The sequence below is a fragment of the Pseudomonas sp. 05N431 genome (assembly GCF_056397005.1).
In genome coordinates, this window is sequence record NZ_JBFTMN010000003.1 from 304,329 (window position 1) to 321,060 (window position 16,732).

A 16,732-nucleotide genomic window follows, 5' to 3' on the forward strand; every position below is an offset into this window, starting at 1 on the left:
ACTATCGCCTTGATCGATGGTTACTGGTTATGAAGTATCGGTGCGGTGGTAGATGATGGCAACCACATTCACCCAGGGAGCTTGATGATGAGCACCAACAAATCCTTTATCGAACGTGTTTTTCAGGCCATTGGTTTCGAGCTGCTGGCAGTCATGTTGTGTACACCGTTGCTGGCGTGGCTGATGGACAAACCGATGGTCGAGATGGGCGCCGTGACCATTGCCATCGGTCTGATCGCCTTGGCCTGGAACGTGTTGTTCAACGGTCTGTTCGACCGTCTGCTCAAGCGTCTGGCGCTTACCCACAGTGCCGCAACCCGAGTAGTGCACGCTTTGCTGTTCGAAGGGGGGCTGGTGGCGGTCAGTGTGCCGCTGATTGCCTGGTGGTTGAACGTCAGCCTGTTGCAGGCGTTGATTCTGGACATTGGGGTGTTGCTGTTTTTCCTGCCGTACACCTACGTCTACCACTGGGTTTATGACGTGGTGCGTGAGCGACTGGTAATGCGTGAGTCTTGCGAGGGATAAAAGCCAAGATCGTCCGAATCGCGTCCGGACGATCTTTTGATCCTGATTACAAAAACATCCCGCCCGATGCCTCAATGCGCTGCCCATTGATCCACTGGCCACCCGGCGCCAGCAGCAACGCAATGGCGGCGCCGATGTCGTCAGGCTGGCCGGCGCGACCCAGTGCCGTATTGCTGGCCACCAGTTGATTGATGTCCGCGTTATCGCGCACCGCACCGCCGCCGAAATCGGTTTCGATGGCCCCGGGCGCGAGGATATTCACCGTAATGTTGCGGGCCCCAAGCTCCTTGGCCTGGTAGCGCGTCAGCACTTCCATCGCCCCTTTCATCGCCGCATAAGCCCCGTAACCCGGCAGGCTGAAGCGGGCCAGGCCGCTGGAAATATTGATGATCCGGCCGCCGTCATTCAGCAGCGGCAACAGATTCTGGGTGAGGAAAAACGGCCCCTTCAGGTGAATGTTCATCAGCAGGTCGAACTGCGCGACGGTGGTGTCGGCGAAGTTCGCGTGCACACCGACCCCGGCGTTGTTGATCAGGAAGTCGAAGTGCTGGCGGTCGAAGTGGTTTTTCAGGACATCCCCGACCTCTGCGGTGAAGGCGCTGAAACCTTCACTCTGGCCGACGTCGAGTTGCAGCATGGCGGCGCGACCGCCAAGGCTTTCGATGTGCGCGACCAGCGCCTGGGCTTCATCAGCGCGGCTGTTGTAGGTGCCGATGATGTCGATGCCCTGAGTCACCAGATGCAGGGCGGTACTTTTGCCGAGGCCACGGCTGGCGCCGGTGATCAATGCGATTTTGCGGTTCATGGGAGGTTCTCCAGAGCAGTGAGTGATGATGGGAGAAAGTTTATTTATCCGCCTTTATGTGATAAACAGGCTTAAATCGGAATCACTGGTCGGATTAGCCGAACAATAAAGAGTTGGCCTCATGAACAAACTGGAGCTGTTGCGCACCTTCGTCCGGGTCAGCGAAATGTCGAGTTTCACCCTCGCGGGCGAAAGCCTCGGCTTGCCCCGGTCCACCGTTTCCGAACACGTCCAGGCCTTGGAAACCCTGCTCGGCACACGCCTGCTGCAACGCACCACGCGCAAGGTTCAGGCGACTCAGGACGGGTTGGTGTTGTATGAGCGCAGCAAGGACTTGCTGTCGCACATGGATGAAATCGAAGGGCTGTTTCGCCAGGACGAGGCCTCGCTGACCGGGCGGATTCGCATCGACATGCCGAACATCCTGGCCCGTCGGGTGGTGATGCCGAGACTGCCGGAATTCATGGCCCGGCACCCTCATCTGGAACTGGAAATCAGCAGCACCGACCGCCGGGTCGATTTGCTCGGCGAAGGGTTTGATTGCGTGTTGCGGGTCGGCGCGCAACCGGATCAATCGGTGGTCGCTCGTCACCTGTGCGACTTTGCCATGGTCAATTGCGCCAGCCCTGCCTATCTGCAGCGCTATGGTGTGCCGCAGCGGCTCGAAGACCTGGCGCAGCATCGGCTGGTCCATTACGTCGGTGTGCTGGGTTCGCGTTCGGAAGGTTTTGTGTACGAGGAGGAGGGCAAGCTGCATAGGATGCCGATGGCCGGCAGTGTGACGGTCAACAATACCGACGCTTACGAGTCAGCGTGTCTGGGTGGATTCGGGTTGATCCAGGCGCCGCTGACGGGGATGCAGCCGTACCTGCTCAGCGGTGAACTGGTGGCCGTCTTGCCGCAGCTCAACGCACCGCCGATGGAGGTTTCGCTGCTCTATGCCCGGCAACGGCATTTGCCATTGCGCGTGCGGGCATTCATGGACTGGCTGGGGCAGGTGATCCAGCCCTTGGCCTGAAGCACGACAAATCCCCCTGTGGAAGCTAATGCTGTTCACTTAAGCCGTAATGCGATCTGTAGCAGCCTTCGGCAGCTGCTACAAAGAATGCCTCGCGGCTGAAATTGCTTAAATGAACAGCATTACCCTGTGGGAGCGAGCTTGCTCGCGATGAGGCCATAACATCCGACATCTATGTCGACTGTTCTGCCGCCATCGCGAGCAAGCTCGCTCCCACAGGAGGTTACGCGTCAGATGTGGAAGTAACCCACGCAGGAATCGAACGGCAGGCGCTTGAGCTCGATCTTGTTCAGGTCGAACACTTCGCGCAGGGCTTTGGTTTCGCCCGGGAAGTTGCGGTAGGCAACTTCGTCCAATACCACGATGGCGCCTTTTGGCATGTACGGCAGGAAGGTTTCCAGCGCGACTTTGGTCGACTCATACAGGTCGGTGTCGAGGATCAGCATGGCCACGACCAGGTCCGGACGGGTCTTGACCCACTCCGGCGCGGTCTTGCAGATATCGCCCTTGACCAGTTCGCAACGCGGGATGCGGTTGACCGGACGCAACAGGTCGTTGGCGTCGATCATGTCCTGGATCAGCGACTGGTCGGTGTCGGAGAACATGGTCTCGTTGACGTCGGCCGGGTCTTCGTCCTTGTTGATGCTCTGGAAGCCTTCGAAGGTGTCGAAGCCAACGATCGAACGGTTGATCGCATAGGGTTCCAGGATCATCGACAGGTGCATGTAAAGCATCAGCGAGTTGCCCTTGTACACGCCGCACTCGATGATCGCGCCCGGGATTTCGGCGACCTTCTTGAACAGCTCCATGCGCGACAGTGCAGCGGTCACGCCGATGCGGTTGGCGAACACGTAAGGGGCATCGGCCACGTACTCGGCGTCGACCCGCTTGAGAACGCCAGCGCGGGTTTCGTTGTATTGGGCCTCGGCAGGCGTAATGCGACGCTTGGTCATGATTGGATTCCTTGGAAATTCGAGAAGTCGTGGGCGTGGAAATAGTCTTTGAAACCGGCGCCGACATCCGGGCACGCGCTGTCGACGTTGATCGCGCCGCGCTTGTGCTTCAGGTCGTCGAGATGCATCAGGCGGAAATCCACGCTGAAGCGGGTTTGTTCGGTGTAATTGGGAACCGTGCCGTGCAGGTGTGAACCCGAGAAAATCAGCATTTCGGCGGTGTTGCCGGCAATGCGGATCTCGGACGCCGCGTCGATGTCCTCGGTCGGCACCGGGTGCTGACGGGCTTCTTCCTTGACGTTGTCCTTGGCGCGCTGGCGTTGCACGTCGATCCAGTCGGAGAGGCTCCACTGCGCCGAGGTGTTCTTTACCGGCTTATCGAAGTACGCCGGGTTGATCATCATGGTCTGGTCCGGCTGGATCGTATAGACCGGCATCCAGGTGTTGATCTGGCAGTCGACGCCGCCGTACCAGGTGTCACGATGAGGTTTGTACGCGTAGCTGACGCCGGCGTGCAGGTAATCGTAGTTGGGCACGACGCGAATCCGTGGCACGTCGAAGATGAACTCTTCGGGGGCTGCACCGATTTCTTCGGTGAAACCACGGATCAACTCTTTGGCCCGCAGGCTATTGGTGAACTGGCCTTTGAGCCGGGTCACCAGCACCACGAACTCTTCCACCGGCATCAGGCGGTGCAGGGCCTGGTGGTCAGTCTCGCCGTCAAACGCGGCGGTGATGCTTTCCTGAGCAAAAGCACAGAGTTCTTTTGCTGCAGTGAGCTGGGTGTTCAGGAAGATATCGCCAGCGTAGATGGCGCTTTTGAAGTCAGCTTTCTTCTGAAGCTGATTGATGTACAGATTCACGGTTCCCCCTCCTGAATGCATCGGGTCTCTTAAGAGTCGGCACCAAGGTAACAAACTGAAGCCCGATCCAGCGGGTGCTGAATCAATTAGTGCTTAATCCACTGATTTTGCGACGAAATGCCTGTCGAGTGAGCGCGCCGCTGATGGCTCCTATAAAAAAACTCCCGAACCGATTGCCCGGTTCGGGAGTTTTTTACGTGCTGTCAGGTTCAGAACAGTTGAGTGAACAACCAGTACAGACTCCCGGACAGCAGAATCGCCGCTGGCAAGGTCAGCACCCAGGCCATCAGCAGGTTGCGGATGGTCTTCATCTGCAAACCTCCGCCGTTGGCCACCATGGTCCCGGCCACGCCGCTGGACAGCACGTGAGTGGTCGATACCGGCAGGCCGAACATGTCCGCCGCGCCAATGGTCAGCATCGCCACGGTTTCTGCCGAGGCGCCCTGGGCGTAGGTCAGGTGGGTCTTGCCGATCTTTTCACCGACCGTGACCACAATGCGCTTCCAGCCGACCATGGTGCCCAGGCCCAGCGCAATCGCCACGGCGATTTTCACCCACAGCGGAATGAAGCGCGTGGCGTTGTCGATCTGCTGTTTGAACAATTGCAGTTTGCCCGTGGTGTCGGCATCGAAGTCACCGACCTTGTTCTTGTCCATCAGGCGAATGGTTTCGCTGGTCAGGTACATGTCGTTACGCACGTTGCCCATGGCTTCGGACGGGACTTTGGCGAGCGATCCGTAACCTTTCACTTCGTTGCCGATGTTGCCCGCCAGAGCGGCGAGGGCGGGGATCAGTTGCGGTGTTACTTCCTTGCTGCGCACGTATTCGGACAGCACGGGGCGCGGGTCGGCGGGGGCCGGTAGCGGAGCACTCTTGACCAGCGCTTGCTGGGTCACTTCGGCCACGGCGGCGAATTGCAACGCCTGGTCGGCCGGCATGGTGCGGTTCAGCGCATAGGCCATCGGCAGGGTGCCGACCAGAATCAGCATGATCAGGCCCATGCCTTTCTGGCCGTCGTTGGAGCCGTGGGCGAAGGACACGCCAGTGCAGGTCAGGATCAGCATCCCGCGAATCCACCACGGTGGAGGTGTGTTGCCTTTCGGTGCTTTGTACAGCGCACGATTTTTGACGAAGACGCGCAGGGCCAGCAGCAACAGCGCGGCAAATACGAAGCCGATCAGTGGCGACAGCAGCAACGCGTAACCGACCTTGGTGGCCTGTGCCCAGTCGACGCCGCTGGTGCCGTCGCGGCCGTGCATCAACGCATTGGCGACGCCGACACCGATGATCGAGCCGATCAAGGTGTGGGATGACGAGGCCGGCAAGCCCAACCACCACGTGCCGAGGTTCCACAGGATTGCTGCGATCAGCAGGGCGAAGATCATCGAGAAACCGGCGGATGAACCGACTTGCAGAATCAGCTCCACGGGTAGCAAGGCGATGATGCCGAACGCTACGGCGCCGCTGGACAGCAACACCCCGAGGAAGTTGAAGCACCCTGACCAGACCACCGCGAAATGCGGCGGTAGGGAGTGGGTGTAGATCACCGTTGCCACGGCGTTGGCGGTGTCGTGGAAACCGTTGACGAACTCAAAACCCAAGGCAATCAACAGCGCCACGCCGAGGAGCAGAAACGGCGTCCAGGTGGTCACCGTGGTGCCGAGGTCATGCATGTCGTGCATCAGGCTGTAGGCGGTGAACAGCAGCCCCATGGCCAGCACCGCGAAAAACACCACGGCGGTCAATACGCCGGGTTTTTTATCGAGTTGCGGGCCGGCACTGCTGGCGGGGGCGTTGGAGGCGGCGGTCAAGGAAGGCGTAGCCATGGCCGGACAATCCTGTGTCAGGGAGGGGTGTCGGTCATGATCGTTGCCGAATGTTACAGCGAGACTGCTTTGGGTCAGTGTTTGGGTTTTTAGCAGTTCCACCGATCGTTCCCACGCTGAGCGTGGGAACGAGGGGGGGAGGTGGGGGCGGATCAATAATCCGCCCGCTTGCGAAACGCCCAGCGCCCGGCCAGTACCGTGAACGTCGCGACCAGTGCCACCAGAATCCAGAACCCTTCCGGGTCGCCGGCAAGGGGAATCCCGCCGACGTTCATGCCGAAGAAGCCGGCAATGATGTTGATCGGCAGCGCCAGCACGGTGACCACGGTCAGGGTGAACAGCGTGCGGTTACTCTGCTCGTTGAGGTTGGCGGCGATCTCTTCCTGCAACAGCTTGATCCGTTCGCCCAGCGCCGTGAGGTCGTTGATGATCAGTGCGAACTCCTCGGTGGACTTGCGCAGTTCCTTGACGTCGTCCTTTTGCAACCATTGCGGCGGACGGTTGAGCAGGCGCAGCAACGAACCTGGCTCCAGCGCCAGCAACCGTTGCAAGCGCACCAGCACTCGACGATTGGCGCCCAGTTCGGCACGGTTGGTGGACAGCCGCGATGACAGCAACTCGTCTTCGATCTGGTCGACACTCTGGCTGGTCTTGCGCACGATCTGCGTCAGCACTTCGCCCTGGTCGCGGAGCAAATGCACGAGCAGTTCCAGTGGCGAACGAAAGCATTCGCCGGCCTTGACCGAAGAGCGCAGCTTGTCCACCGAGTGCAGGGGTTGCAGGCGCGCGCTGATGATCAAGCGACTGCGGGCGCAGACCCAAAGGGTCGAGACGTCTGACGACACCATGCTGCTGAGGTTGAACACCACGTCGTTGACCACCGCCAGCAGCGCCGAATCGACGTGCTCGATGCGCGTCGAACGCGAGCCTTCATGCAAGGCTTCGAAAAACTCCTCCGGCAACTCCAGGTGCGCTTTCATCCAGCGCTCGCACGCGGCGTGGGCGAGGTTCAGGTGCAGCCAGAGGAACTCGTCCTCGGCGCCCGGTTGTTGCAGCAACTGCAGCGCCTTGGCCGAATCGATCTCGCGGCCGCGTTCGCCCGGGCGAAAGCTGAAACCGTAGAGCAGGCCGAACAGGTCAGAATCGCGGTGGCGTTGATCGATGCTGTGGTTCATGGAGTCTCGCTGAAGGGAGGCGCCTGTCGTACGTTTCACAGGCTCACATGAGCGGCATCATGGCAACGCGGTTTGACGGTTTTGTGACAGTTTGGTGGCGCGTGTAATAGAACTTCTACCGGCGGTCGGATCGGCGTCAAGAAACCGTGGCGCCTGCCGATGACGGCTAAGTTGGCTCAGGCACTTTGGTGTCCGGCCCGCATGTTGTCGACAGGGAGGTCCGGACATCTCGCATGCCGTACTGGTGCGAGCCTTATCCCTGTCATGAGTATCACTCGATGTTTTTGCAAAAATCCCTGAGAGCGCAAATCCTCGCACTGCTGAGCGGCAGCCTGATCGCGATGTTGCTGATTGCCTTGGCCTGTTTTCACTTTCTCTCCAGCGGGGTGCAGAACTATCGCAACCTGATCGAAGGCCCGTTACGGACCTCGCAACTGATTGATGAAGCCAACCTGCAATTCAAGGCTCAGGTTCAGGAGTGGAAAAACGTCCTGTTGCGCGGCAAGCAACCGGCTGACCTGGACAAATACTGGAAGCAGTTCGAGGACCGTCAGGGTGATGTACAGAACATTCTCGGCGAGTTGACCCGCCAGCCGGGTATCGACCCATCCCTTAAATCCCGCCTTGAAAGCCTGCGTGATGCGCACCGGGTGCTCGGCGCTGCTTATCAGAAAGGTCGGGAGGCTTACCTGGCCGCCGGTGCCGATCCTTCGGCCGGTGATAACGCGGTCAAAGGCGTGGACCGCGCCACCAGTGAACAGATGAGCGAGTTGGTCAACGAATTGCGCAAGCAGGGCCGCGAGCAATCGACGCTGATCAGCGCCAGCGCCGATCGCACCGTGCTGCTGGGCATCCTGGTAATGCTGGTGTCGGGCCTGTTGATTGGCCTGCTCAGCCTGTGGCTGGTCAACCGCAATCTGGTGGAACCGATCCGCAAACTGATCGAATACGTCGCGCACTTGAGCCAGGGCCGTTTCGCTGAGCGGGTGGCGAGTGATCGTCAGGATGAGTTGGGCAGGCTGGCGGTCGCGGCCAACACGCTGCGCGATTTCCTTGCCGAGACTTTCAGCCGCTTGCAGCGCAGCGCCTCGGATCTGGACAGCGCCAGCGGTGAGCTGAACTCGATTGCGACGTTGATGGCCCATGGCACCAGCGAACAGTTCAACCGCACGGATCAAGTCGCCACGGCGATGAACGAAATGTCCGCCACCGCCCAGGAAGTTGCTCGTCATGCGGCCGACGCGGCACGGGCCGCCGATGATGCCGATCAGTCGGCACAACAGGGCGAGAAAGTCATGCAGGGCACGATTCACACCATCACCCAGATGCGCGGTGAAATCGCCAACACTGCGACGGTCATCCGCCAACTGGAAACCGATAGCGGGCGCATCGGCAAGGTGCTGGAAGTGATTCGCGGCATCGCCGAGCAAACCAACTTGCTGGCACTGAACGCCGCCATCGAAGCCGCGCGGGCCGGTGAAGCCGGGCGCGGGTTTGCCGTGGTGGCTGATGAAGTGCGCAGCCTGGCCCAGCGCACGGCGGCGTCGATCATCGAAATCAACCAGATCATCCAGAGTGTGCAGACCGGTGCGATAGATGCGGCGCAGGCCATCGAAAGCGGCCAGTCGCGCAGCGAGGAAAGTGTTGAGCAGGTCACGCAGGCCGGGGCCATGCTCGAGCGCATTACTGCGTCGGTGGAGGCGATTCGCGACATGAACCGCCAGATCGCCACCGCTGCTGAAGAACAGACCTCGGTGGCCGAAGACATTTCGCGCAACCTGACCGAGATCACCAGCATCGCCAGTACCAATCTGGACAACGTGCAGCGCACTGAAGCGGCGAGCAACAACCTGCACGGGTTGTCGGGGCAATTGAATGCGGTGACGGCACGCCTCGGTGCCTAGCCAACTGGAAATGTGTATCGGCACGCTAACCGTGTCGGTACACGATTGATCTCAAGTGCGGGTGTTGCGCGTCGATGATTCGGTTATCCCTAACCTCATCGAAGGAAACACCCATGGTCAGCCTCACATCGGTCTCGATCAATCAGACTCTGTCCACGACCACCAGCAAGACGGCCATCAGCGACAGCACCGATACCGACATCACGCAAAGCACCACCGCGACGGGCAGTTCGACTGCCGACAGTGGCAAAGTTACAGCCGGCGGCGGCGCGCCTGCATCAGGTGACAGCAGTTCGAGCAGCAGTGAGTCGGACACGGTAAAAGAACTGCGCAAGCAGATCGCCGAGTTGCAAAAGCAATTGCAGGAGCAAATGCAACAACTGCAAGCCGCTCAGGCCAGTCAGGAAAGCGCGGATGCCAAAGCGGCGAAAGTCGCCGCTGCCGAATCGCAGATCGCCACCACCTCGGGTTCATTGCAAACCGCTACGGCGGCGTTGACGCAAGCGCTGCAAGAGTCCGGCAGCAGCACGTCGGGGTCGTTGGTCAGTACGACGGCGTAACGGCGCGGCGGTGTTGCCGGTCATACCCATCAGATGCGAAAAAGCCGCACAACCTCAAGGGTGTACGGCTTCTGTGTCGGTTCGATTTACTTGTCTTGTGTGTTGCTCAGCACTTTGCCGGTTTTGGCGTCCAGCTTCACGTCCCATTCGACGTTCTTCGCGTCGCGGATTTCGACCTTGTACTCATAAGCACTGGTTTTGGCATTGTGCTCCAGCTCGGTGTCGGTGATGTTTGCGACAGTAGTGCCAGGGTGCTCGGCCAGCGCGGCCTGATTGAGTTTCTGCATGTCCATCACCGTACCGTCCTTGAGCAGACCCGGGATCAGGTCCGGGCGCACATCAGCCATGGCAAAACCGGTTGTCAGGGTCAGGGCCGCGGTGGTGAACAGGGCAGTCAACGTCTTCATGGGGCATTCCTTGGGTGAGCTGTTTAAGTGGCGTCAGGTTAGCCAGCGCAACTTAATTCATCCTTAAAATCGCCTGAGCCTGGACGTTCCCGCGCAAAGCATCATGAGACGGCGCGCTATTGAACACTGCCAAATCCGTAGCAGCTGGCGCAGCCTGCGTTCGGCTGCGCAGCAGTCGTAGAATCAGGCAACACGGAGTTTCAGGTTCAACGCAGACACAGGTTTCACGACTGCTGCGCAGCCGAACGCAGGCTGCGCCAGCTGCTACGGGGGATTACGTGGCCCCTCTGGTTTTGCCGTACCACCCGTGACGCTCCCTCTCGGGAGCGATCAATAGCGGGCGGCCACTCAGAAGCCGTTGTTCTCAAGCAACTGCGCAACGCTGCCCGCTGCCGGGCGCTTGTAGTACTTGAGCAGTTCGCTGGCGCGGTTGGTGAAGATGCCGTCGACACCGGCGTCCATGACCTTCTTGTAGTCCACCGCATCGTCGATGGTGTAGACGTGCACCAACATGCCTTTGTCGTGGGTGTACTGGTTCATCCACGGTTGCACCAGGTCCGAATAGCTTTGATCGCCGCCGTTGGTCAGCGCTGCCGAAGGGCCAGTGCCGATGGCGCCCTGAGACTTGGCGTAGTCGACCCATTGCTCGAATTCGGCTTTGTCCTTGGGTTCCTGTTTGGCGTAGTAAGTGGCTTTGTCCTTGTCCCCGGATTCGGCGAAGGTCACCTTCGACTTGGGCTCGATGCTGCCTTCGCCCACCCACAGCAGGAGAATCTTCGGCACTTGCGGCATTTCTTTTTGCAGCAGTTCGAGGCTGCTCTTCTCGAAGGTTTGCAGGATCACTTTGCCTTTGCCCTGGCCGACGCTCAGCTCACTTTTGGCCAGCTTGGAGCCTGCCGGGCTCAGCCAGCCACGGTCCTGAAGCTTGTCCTTGAGGTCGCGCTCGATGCCGGGAAACTGTTTTGGCTCTTTGGTTTCGATGTAAAGCCCCGGCTTGTGCAGCGGGTTGCCTTCGGCGATATCGATGATTTCGTCCAGGGTCAGGATTTTCAGGCCGGCGTAACTGGCGCGTGCGCGATCCGGGTGCGCGGTATTGAACCAGCTGCCGGCATCCAGGGTTTTGAGTTCGGCGATGGTGAACGCATTGGCCGGGCTGTCCTTGCGTTCAGGAAACTTGGTGGCAACGTCGGTGGTGCGTTGCAGGTTGTTGTCATGCAAGGCGAACAGCACGCCGTCCTTGCTGCGTTGCAGGTCCATTTCCAGGTAATCGGCGCCCAGGTCGCGCGCCAGTTTGTAGGAGGCGGCAGTGGATTCCGGTGCATCGAAAGAGGCGCCGCGGTGGGCGATCACTGCCGGGTGCGGGATCCCGGTGGCGGTGGCCAGAGCGGTCGGGCTCTGCTGGCTGGTAGCCTGTGCCTGGCCAAGGCCGAGCATCAGACTCAGCAACAGGGCACTTTTGGTGAAGGTAACAGGCATTGTCGAGGTCCTTTCGTAAGAAGCGATTTCAAAGACCTACCTTTTAACAATTGAGCGCCGGATGCGCTATCGCCAAACCGACATTAACGTGTGTGAGGGGCGATTTTTCCGCGCTTTTGTGCAGCCCTTTGCAGTACGATCCACCTCGGCAAATTCCCCGTCAGAGGGAAATTCCGAAACATCCGTTATCCCGCCCCTGCGTGTAAACCATCGTTCAGCCGTCCTTCGGGACGCATCCGTGAGGTTTACCATGCGCATCACGTCCGAACTCATCTGCCAGGCCGCCGACCAACTCAAAGGCTTCGTCGGTTTCAATCGCAAGACCGCCCGGTACATCGTCCGCTTCAGCGAAGACGCCTTTGGCATGGACGTCGCCGACGACGCGATCATCCCTGCCAGCGAATTCGTCTGGGCGCCTGAGGACGGTCAAGCCATGACCCTCAAGCGCGAGTTGATCCGCTTGCTGCTGGAGCAGAACATCGACGACCGGATCAACATCACTGAACCGCTGCGGGTTTATATGCGGCGTGAGGATTTACCGGAAATCAGTGCGCTGCGCCGTCGGGTTCAGGCCGGCTGACGCTCGAAGGCATAAGCGCGTTCGACTTTGCATACCCGCGTGTGAAACGCTTCATACCAGGTCGAGCGCCCGCGCTCGCGAGTTGCACTGTGCTCGGCGTGTTGCTTCCAGGCGAGAATTGCTTCTTCGCTGGACCAGTAGGAAACGGTGATGCCGAGCCCGTCCTCACCCCGGGCCGACTCCACACCGAGATACCCTGGTTGGTCGCGGGCAAGTTCGACCATGTGCTGTGCTGCTTGCTCGTAACCCTGATCGGCGGCGGTGCGCAGTGAGGTGAAAATCACTGCGTAGTAAGGCGGTGAAGGCGTGTTGGCGATCATCTGGCGTTCCTCGCGCAGGCCTGGATAAAGGCGTTGACCAAGGGGGGAAGGGTGCCGGCTAGTGCCGCACGTTCAGGTTGAAACAAGGTGGCGACGAAGAACGGATGATTGCTGAGCTCCACGGCCCGCAGATCACCTGCCGAATCGTGACCGGTAGCTTTAAGGTTGTGTGTCAGCAGTTGTTCTTCGAACGCCGGATTGACGCCATAGCGGCAGTGATAGCCTTCATGAATCTCTGTGGCCTCGTAGGCGTTGGCGATCAGCGAGCCTTCAATCAACCGGATGCTGTCGACGATCTCGACCAGCGAGCAGGTCAGCGGCGTGAGCACGGTGCGAATGGCGTCTGGCGAAGTTTCGCCATGCTCGGCATCGGCCCATCCCAGAACGTTGCGCGCGTATTCCAGCACCGCGTGTTGAAAACCACCGCAGGTGCCGAGGAAGGGCCGCTGCTGTTCCCGGGCAAAACGGATCGCCCGCAGCGCGCCGTCCATGTTGCGGTAAGGGCTGGCAGGCACGCACCAGAAGCCGTCGAAGTCAGCCAGTTGGGTGTTTGCATTAATCTGGTCAGTGGCCAGCCACTCAACGTGCATTTCGACTTCAGCGTGTTGTGCGGCCATGTTCAGCGCCAGGGGAATTGCCTGATGAGCAGTGACCTGTGGGTCGTAGTCACCGATCAGTGCAATACGCAGTTGAGGGCTCGCTTCCATGGTGTCTCCCAAGACTTGTTGATTGTTGAAACCCACTATAGATTGGCGTTCACGCAATCAATAGTGGCGTTTACCCAAGTGTTCAATGCATCGCTGCACTATCAGCTGGATTACCCGGACCTCGCCTTGATTCTCGCGTTGGTGCGCGGCGGCTCTCTGGCACGGGCGGCGGCGCTGTTGAAGGTCGACGTTTCGACGGTGTTTCGTGCGGTTCGGCGCCTGGAAGCGGCGTTGGGTCAGGCGCTGTTCGAGAAAAGTCGCGCCGGTTATTTGCCGACCGCCCTGGCCCGAACACTGGCCGAGCAGGCCGAACGCGCGGAGCAGGCGCTGGAAGCCGCGCGTATTGGCGTGGAGCAGGGCGGTGACGTCATCAGCGGCACCGTGCGCCTGACCTGCACCGATTCGGTCTTGCACGCGTTGCTGTTGCCGGCACTGGCGCAGTTCATGCCGGCGTATCCGGCGCTGACCCTGGAACTGAGCACCTCCAACGATTTCGCCAACCTCAGCCGCCGCGATGCCGATATCGCCTTGCGCTTGACCCGCTCACCCCCGGAGCATCTGGTTGGGCGGCGATTGGGCGCTGTGTCGTACCGGGTGTGCGCGAGTGCGGCGTATCTGAAATCGGTCGAGCCGAGTGATCTGACGCGGTTGAGCTGGATCGCTCCGGATGACTTTTTGCCCGACCATCCGACCGTGATCTGGCGTCGTCAGCAATTTCCCGGTGTGCTGCCGAGCTATCGCTGCAACAGCATGCACTCGGTCACCGAGTTGGTACGCGCCGGGCTTGGGGTGGCCGCGTTGCCGGACTTTCTGATCGACCCGGCGCAGGGGTTGCACCCATTGAGCGAACCCCTGCTCGGTTACGACACCAGCCTGTGGTTGCTGACCCGTCCGGACTGCCGCGCATTGCGCTCGGTGGTGACGCTGTTCGACGAGTTATCACGCAGGGTGCAATTGCCGGATCAGGAGCGTTGCTGATCCTTCAGAACGTGTTGATGCATCTCCGTGGTCAGGTTTTCAATGCGCTCAGTCAGCTCTTTGGTCATTTCGGTCAGTCGGGTGTTTTGCTCAAGCAACGCCAGTAACTGTGCGGAGGTCTTCGCGGCTTGTGCTTGCCGTTCGGTGTTGGCAATCGCCAAGGTCTCGCGGTGTAGCGCGTCGGCTTCGGACTGGGCTTTGTCGCGGGCGGCCTGACGGGTTTGCGCGAGCAGAATCAATGGCGCGGCATAGGCTGCTTGCAGGCTGAACGCGAGGTTGAGGAGGATAAACGGGTAGACGTCGAAGGTCGTTAACCCCGTGACGTTCAGGGCAATCCAGACCACGACAATGAGGGTTTGTGCGCCGAGAAAGGTCGGGGTGCCGAAGAAGCGTGCAAACGCTTCGGCCTTCAACGCAAAGGTGTCATTGCCGAACGTCGATGCCAGATGAGCGTGCGGCCGGTGGAAGCGCAAGTGATCGACGGGGGCAACAGATTCTGTTTCAGGCTTGGTTGAATTCATGATGCTCTCTGCAATGCCATGGGACTGAGACTCACTATAGCCCGGCAGCCTCTTGGCTGACGCGACCGCTTTTTTGTGCTGATCCTTGTGTCCGATACGCTTTGAAACACTTTGTTGTATTTAGTCAGAGCTTCCGCCCATGGGGTAAAACACGTGAACCGTGTCATTTATTCCACGTGCACTGATACGAGTCCTTCAAAGCCACTGAATGCCTACCGTTGATAGCAGGCCAGAAACATGTCCAGCGTCGACTCCACAACCGTCGTTTGCATCTCGGGTGACAGTGGCGGACAGTTCAGGGAGATCTGCGGCCAGAAGGCAAATGCCTTGAGCATTCCCTGTACCTGCTGGGCAGCAAAGGCTGGATCTACAGGCTTGAGCCGACCGTCAGCCTGAGCCGCGCGAATCCAGGAGGTCAGCCCTTCTTCACGTTCGCCAATGCGCTCGACCATGTCCTGGACCCGTTCTGGCGAATGGATGGTGGCGGCGATGGCAACCCGTGCCAGATCAAGGAAATTGGTGTCTCCCAGCAGCTCCAATTTGCAGTGCAGTAGCTGGCCCAGCTGCTCGCGCAGCGGCAGGTCTGTGCGATAGCAATTGTCCTGTTGAGCGGTGACGTTGGTCCACAATCGTTGCAGGATTTCAGTCCACAGCTCTTCTTTACTGGGGAAGTGGTTGTACACCGTGCGCTTCGACACGCCCGCAGTGGCGGCAATCTTGTCCATGCTGGTGATGTCGAAACCGTTGGCACGGAATTCGGCAATCGCCGCCTGAACAATGGCTTCGCGTTTACGGTCGGTGAGGCGCTGTGGAGCTGTCATAAATACGCTTCGGCAGAAAAAAGGAAGAATTACACTCGGCAGTTTACTTGCTCACGGCTTTGTTGCAATCTTGAAACTACACTGTGCAGTGTAGTTGAGCGGTTAAAAAATAGAGTTTGCGGCTGACGCGTGCGTGCATTGGCCATTTATCGTCCGAAAAAGAAACGCCGCACCTCGTCGGTTTTTCTGGAGTCACTCAAACATGGCCACTTTCTCTTACCAGGCGGATAGCGCCACTGAACTGAAAACGTCCCGGCAAGAGCAGGGGCAATACCAAAATCATGCGGCCGTACCGGGGCAAGGCTTTCGCAAGACCCTGCGAATTTTCTGGAACATGATTTTCCACAAGCCGAGTAACACACGACCGGCCGGTGTTATTCCGGTTCAAGCGCTGACTCGCGAACAGCTTTTCGACGCGCCGAATCACAGCGTGTTTCGGCTGGGGCATTCCACCGTGCTGCTGAAACTGCGCGACAAGTTCTGGCTGACGGACCCGGTCTTCGCCGAACGCGCATCGCCGGTGCAATGGGCCGGCCCCAAGCGCTTTCATCAGCCACCGATCAGCCTCGAGGAGTTGCCACCGATCGAAGCGGTGATTCTGTCCCATGACCATTACGACCATCTCGATCATCAGTCGATTCTCAAGCTGGCGGACAAAACCAAACACTTTCTTGCGCCGCTGGGTGTGGGTGAGACGCTGATCAAATGGGGTGTCGATGCGAGCAAAGTGCGTCAACTGGATTGGTGGGAAGGCACTCAGATCGAGGGGATTCATTTCATTGCCACGCCGTCGCAGCACTTTTCCGGTCGCGGGCTGTTCGATGGCAACAGCACGCTCTGGGCCTCGTGGGTGATGATTGATGGTGGCAAACGGATTTTCTTCAGTGGTGATACCGGTTACTTCGACGGTTTCAAAGCGATCGGCGAACAGTTCGGCCCCTTCGATCTGACCCTGATGGAAACCGGCGCGTACAACGTCGACTGGCCGCTCATCCACATGCAACCGGAAGAAACCCTGCAAGCCCACATCGACCTCAAGGGCCGTTGGCTGCTACCGATTCACAACGGCACTTTCGATTTGTCGATGCACGCCTGGCACGAACCCTTCGACCGCATATTGGCCTTGGCCTGGGAGCGCAGTGTTTCCATCACCACACCACAAATGGGCGAAGCGTTCAGCCTTGGCCAACCGCAACGTGGGGAGGCCTGGTGGTTGGAAGTTGAAGAGACGACCGTTCAGTTGATCGTTAATAGCTAGGGACGTACGCCTATTCCACGGATTGTTCTGCGCAG

General features: G+C 59.3%; 18 protein-coding genes. 7 read left to right on the forward strand and 11 right to left on the reverse strand.

The window, feature by feature from the left end; all coding sequences use genetic code 11:
* The first annotated feature begins 87 nt into the window (after positions 1-87).
* Positions 88-525 carry a multidrug/biocide efflux PACE transporter gene (locus tag AC1DIG_RS06845; protein WP_477766670.1) on the forward strand — a complete coding sequence of 146 codons (438 nt, stop codon included), beginning with the start codon at positions 88-90 and terminating at the stop codon, positions 523-525.
* 46 nt (positions 526-571) lie between these two features.
* Here AC1DIG_RS06845 and AC1DIG_RS06850 read toward each other — a convergent pair whose 3' ends face one another.
* Complete coding sequence (locus AC1DIG_RS06850) at positions 572-1,330, reverse strand: SDR family NAD(P)-dependent oxidoreductase (RefSeq protein WP_477766671.1); 759 nt, start codon at positions 1,328-1,330, stop codon at positions 572-574.
* A 121-nt stretch (positions 1,331-1,451) separates the two neighbouring features.
* On the opposite strand from AC1DIG_RS06850, the gene AC1DIG_RS06855 reads away from it, so the two are divergent.
* Positions 1,452-2,348 (forward strand): LysR family transcriptional regulator, encoded by an 897-nt coding sequence (locus AC1DIG_RS06855; protein ID WP_477766672.1) that lies wholly within the window; start codon positions 1,452-1,454, stop codon positions 2,346-2,348.
* Positions 2,349-2,578: 230 nt separating this feature from the next.
* Here the strand turns inward: AC1DIG_RS06855 and AC1DIG_RS06860 are convergent, their stop codons facing one another.
* The 4 genes from AC1DIG_RS06860 to AC1DIG_RS06875 form a co-directional block, all read right to left on the reverse strand.
* Entirely contained in the window at positions 2,579-3,301 is a 723-nt protein-coding gene (locus AC1DIG_RS06860) for a TylF/MycF/NovP-related O-methyltransferase (protein ID WP_103314960.1), read from the reverse strand.
* Positions 3,298-4,164 carry a hypothetical protein gene (locus tag AC1DIG_RS06865; protein WP_477766673.1) on the reverse strand — a complete coding sequence of 289 codons (867 nt, stop codon included), beginning with the start codon at positions 4,162-4,164 and terminating at the stop codon, positions 3,298-3,300. Before AC1DIG_RS06865 ends, AC1DIG_RS06860 begins: the two co-directional genes overlap by 4 nt.
* A gap of 209 nt (positions 4,165-4,373) precedes the next feature.
* On the reverse strand, positions 4,374-5,990 hold the full coding sequence (locus AC1DIG_RS06870) for an inorganic phosphate transporter (RefSeq protein WP_477766674.1): 1,617 nt from the start codon (positions 5,988-5,990) through the stop codon (positions 4,374-4,376).
* A 152-nt stretch (positions 5,991-6,142) separates the two neighbouring features.
* Positions 6,143-7,165 (reverse strand): transporter, encoded by a 1,023-nt coding sequence (locus AC1DIG_RS06875; protein WP_019693178.1) that lies wholly within the window; start codon positions 7,163-7,165, stop codon positions 6,143-6,145.
* Positions 7,166-7,443: 278 nt separating this feature from the next.
* On the opposite strand from AC1DIG_RS06875, the gene AC1DIG_RS06880 reads away from it, so the two are divergent.
* Positions 7,444-9,069 carry a methyl-accepting chemotaxis protein gene (locus AC1DIG_RS06880; protein ID WP_477766675.1) on the forward strand — a complete coding sequence of 542 codons (1,626 nt, stop codon included), beginning with the start codon at positions 7,444-7,446 and terminating at the stop codon, positions 9,067-9,069.
* Positions 9,070-9,182: 113 nt separating this feature from the next.
* Positions 9,183-9,629 carry a hypothetical protein gene (locus tag AC1DIG_RS06885; RefSeq protein WP_477766676.1) on the forward strand — a complete coding sequence of 149 codons (447 nt, stop codon included), beginning with the start codon at positions 9,183-9,185 and terminating at the stop codon, positions 9,627-9,629.
* An 86-nt stretch (positions 9,630-9,715) separates the two neighbouring features.
* Here the strand turns inward: AC1DIG_RS06885 and AC1DIG_RS06890 are convergent, their stop codons facing one another.
* Positions 9,716-10,036, reverse strand: a complete 321-nt coding sequence (locus AC1DIG_RS06890; protein ID WP_477766677.1) for a PepSY domain-containing protein — start codon at positions 10,034-10,036, stop codon at positions 9,716-9,718.
* 348 nt (positions 10,037-10,384) lie between these two features.
* On the reverse strand, positions 10,385-11,512 hold the full coding sequence (locus AC1DIG_RS06895) for a glycerophosphodiester phosphodiesterase (protein ID WP_477766678.1): 1,128 nt from the start codon (positions 11,510-11,512) through the stop codon (positions 10,385-10,387).
* A gap of 250 nt (positions 11,513-11,762) precedes the next feature.
* On the opposite strand from AC1DIG_RS06895, the gene AC1DIG_RS06900 reads away from it, so the two are divergent.
* Positions 11,763-12,092 (forward strand): DUF2025 family protein, encoded by a 330-nt coding sequence (locus AC1DIG_RS06900; protein WP_477766679.1) that lies wholly within the window; start codon positions 11,763-11,765, stop codon positions 12,090-12,092.
* On the opposite strand, the gene AC1DIG_RS06905 is transcribed toward AC1DIG_RS06900, so the two are convergent.
* Both AC1DIG_RS06905 and AC1DIG_RS06910 read right to left on the reverse strand, forming a co-directional pair.
* Positions 12,080-12,412 (reverse strand): antibiotic biosynthesis monooxygenase family protein, encoded by a 333-nt coding sequence (locus AC1DIG_RS06905; RefSeq protein ID WP_477766680.1) that lies wholly within the window; start codon positions 12,410-12,412, stop codon positions 12,080-12,082. The two genes, AC1DIG_RS06900 and AC1DIG_RS06905, sit on opposite strands and share 13 nt — an antisense overlap.
* Complete coding sequence (locus AC1DIG_RS06910) at positions 12,409-13,119, reverse strand: CTP synthase C-terminal region-related (seleno)protein (protein WP_477766681.1); 711 nt, start codon at positions 13,117-13,119, stop codon at positions 12,409-12,411. Before AC1DIG_RS06910 ends, AC1DIG_RS06905 begins: the two co-directional genes overlap by 4 nt.
* Positions 13,120-13,134: 15 nt before the next feature.
* Between AC1DIG_RS06910 and AC1DIG_RS06915 the strand changes: the two genes are divergently transcribed.
* On the forward strand, positions 13,135-14,097 hold the full coding sequence (locus AC1DIG_RS06915; RefSeq protein WP_477766682.1) for a LysR family transcriptional regulator: 963 nt from the start codon (positions 13,135-13,137) through the stop codon (positions 14,095-14,097).
* On the opposite strand, the gene AC1DIG_RS06920 is transcribed toward AC1DIG_RS06915, so the two are convergent.
* The gene (locus tag AC1DIG_RS06920) at positions 14,082-14,618 is read right to left on the reverse strand and encodes a DUF1003 domain-containing protein (RefSeq protein WP_477766683.1); all 537 of its coding nucleotides are present in this window, start codon (positions 14,616-14,618) and stop codon (positions 14,082-14,084) included. The two genes, AC1DIG_RS06915 and AC1DIG_RS06920, sit on opposite strands and share 16 nt — an antisense overlap.
* A gap of 212 nt (positions 14,619-14,830) precedes the next feature.
* Positions 14,831-15,439, reverse strand: coding sequence for a TetR/AcrR family transcriptional regulator (locus AC1DIG_RS06925; protein WP_477766684.1), 609 nt, complete (start codon positions 15,437-15,439; stop codon positions 14,831-14,833).
* A gap of 202 nt (positions 15,440-15,641) precedes the next feature.
* Here AC1DIG_RS06925 and AC1DIG_RS06930 point away from each other — a divergent pair, with 202 nt between their 5' ends.
* Positions 15,642-16,697 carry an MBL fold metallo-hydrolase gene (locus AC1DIG_RS06930; protein ID WP_477766685.1) on the forward strand — a complete coding sequence of 352 codons (1,056 nt, stop codon included), beginning with the start codon at positions 15,642-15,644 and terminating at the stop codon, positions 16,695-16,697.
* Positions 16,698-16,732: the final 35 nt, after the last annotated feature.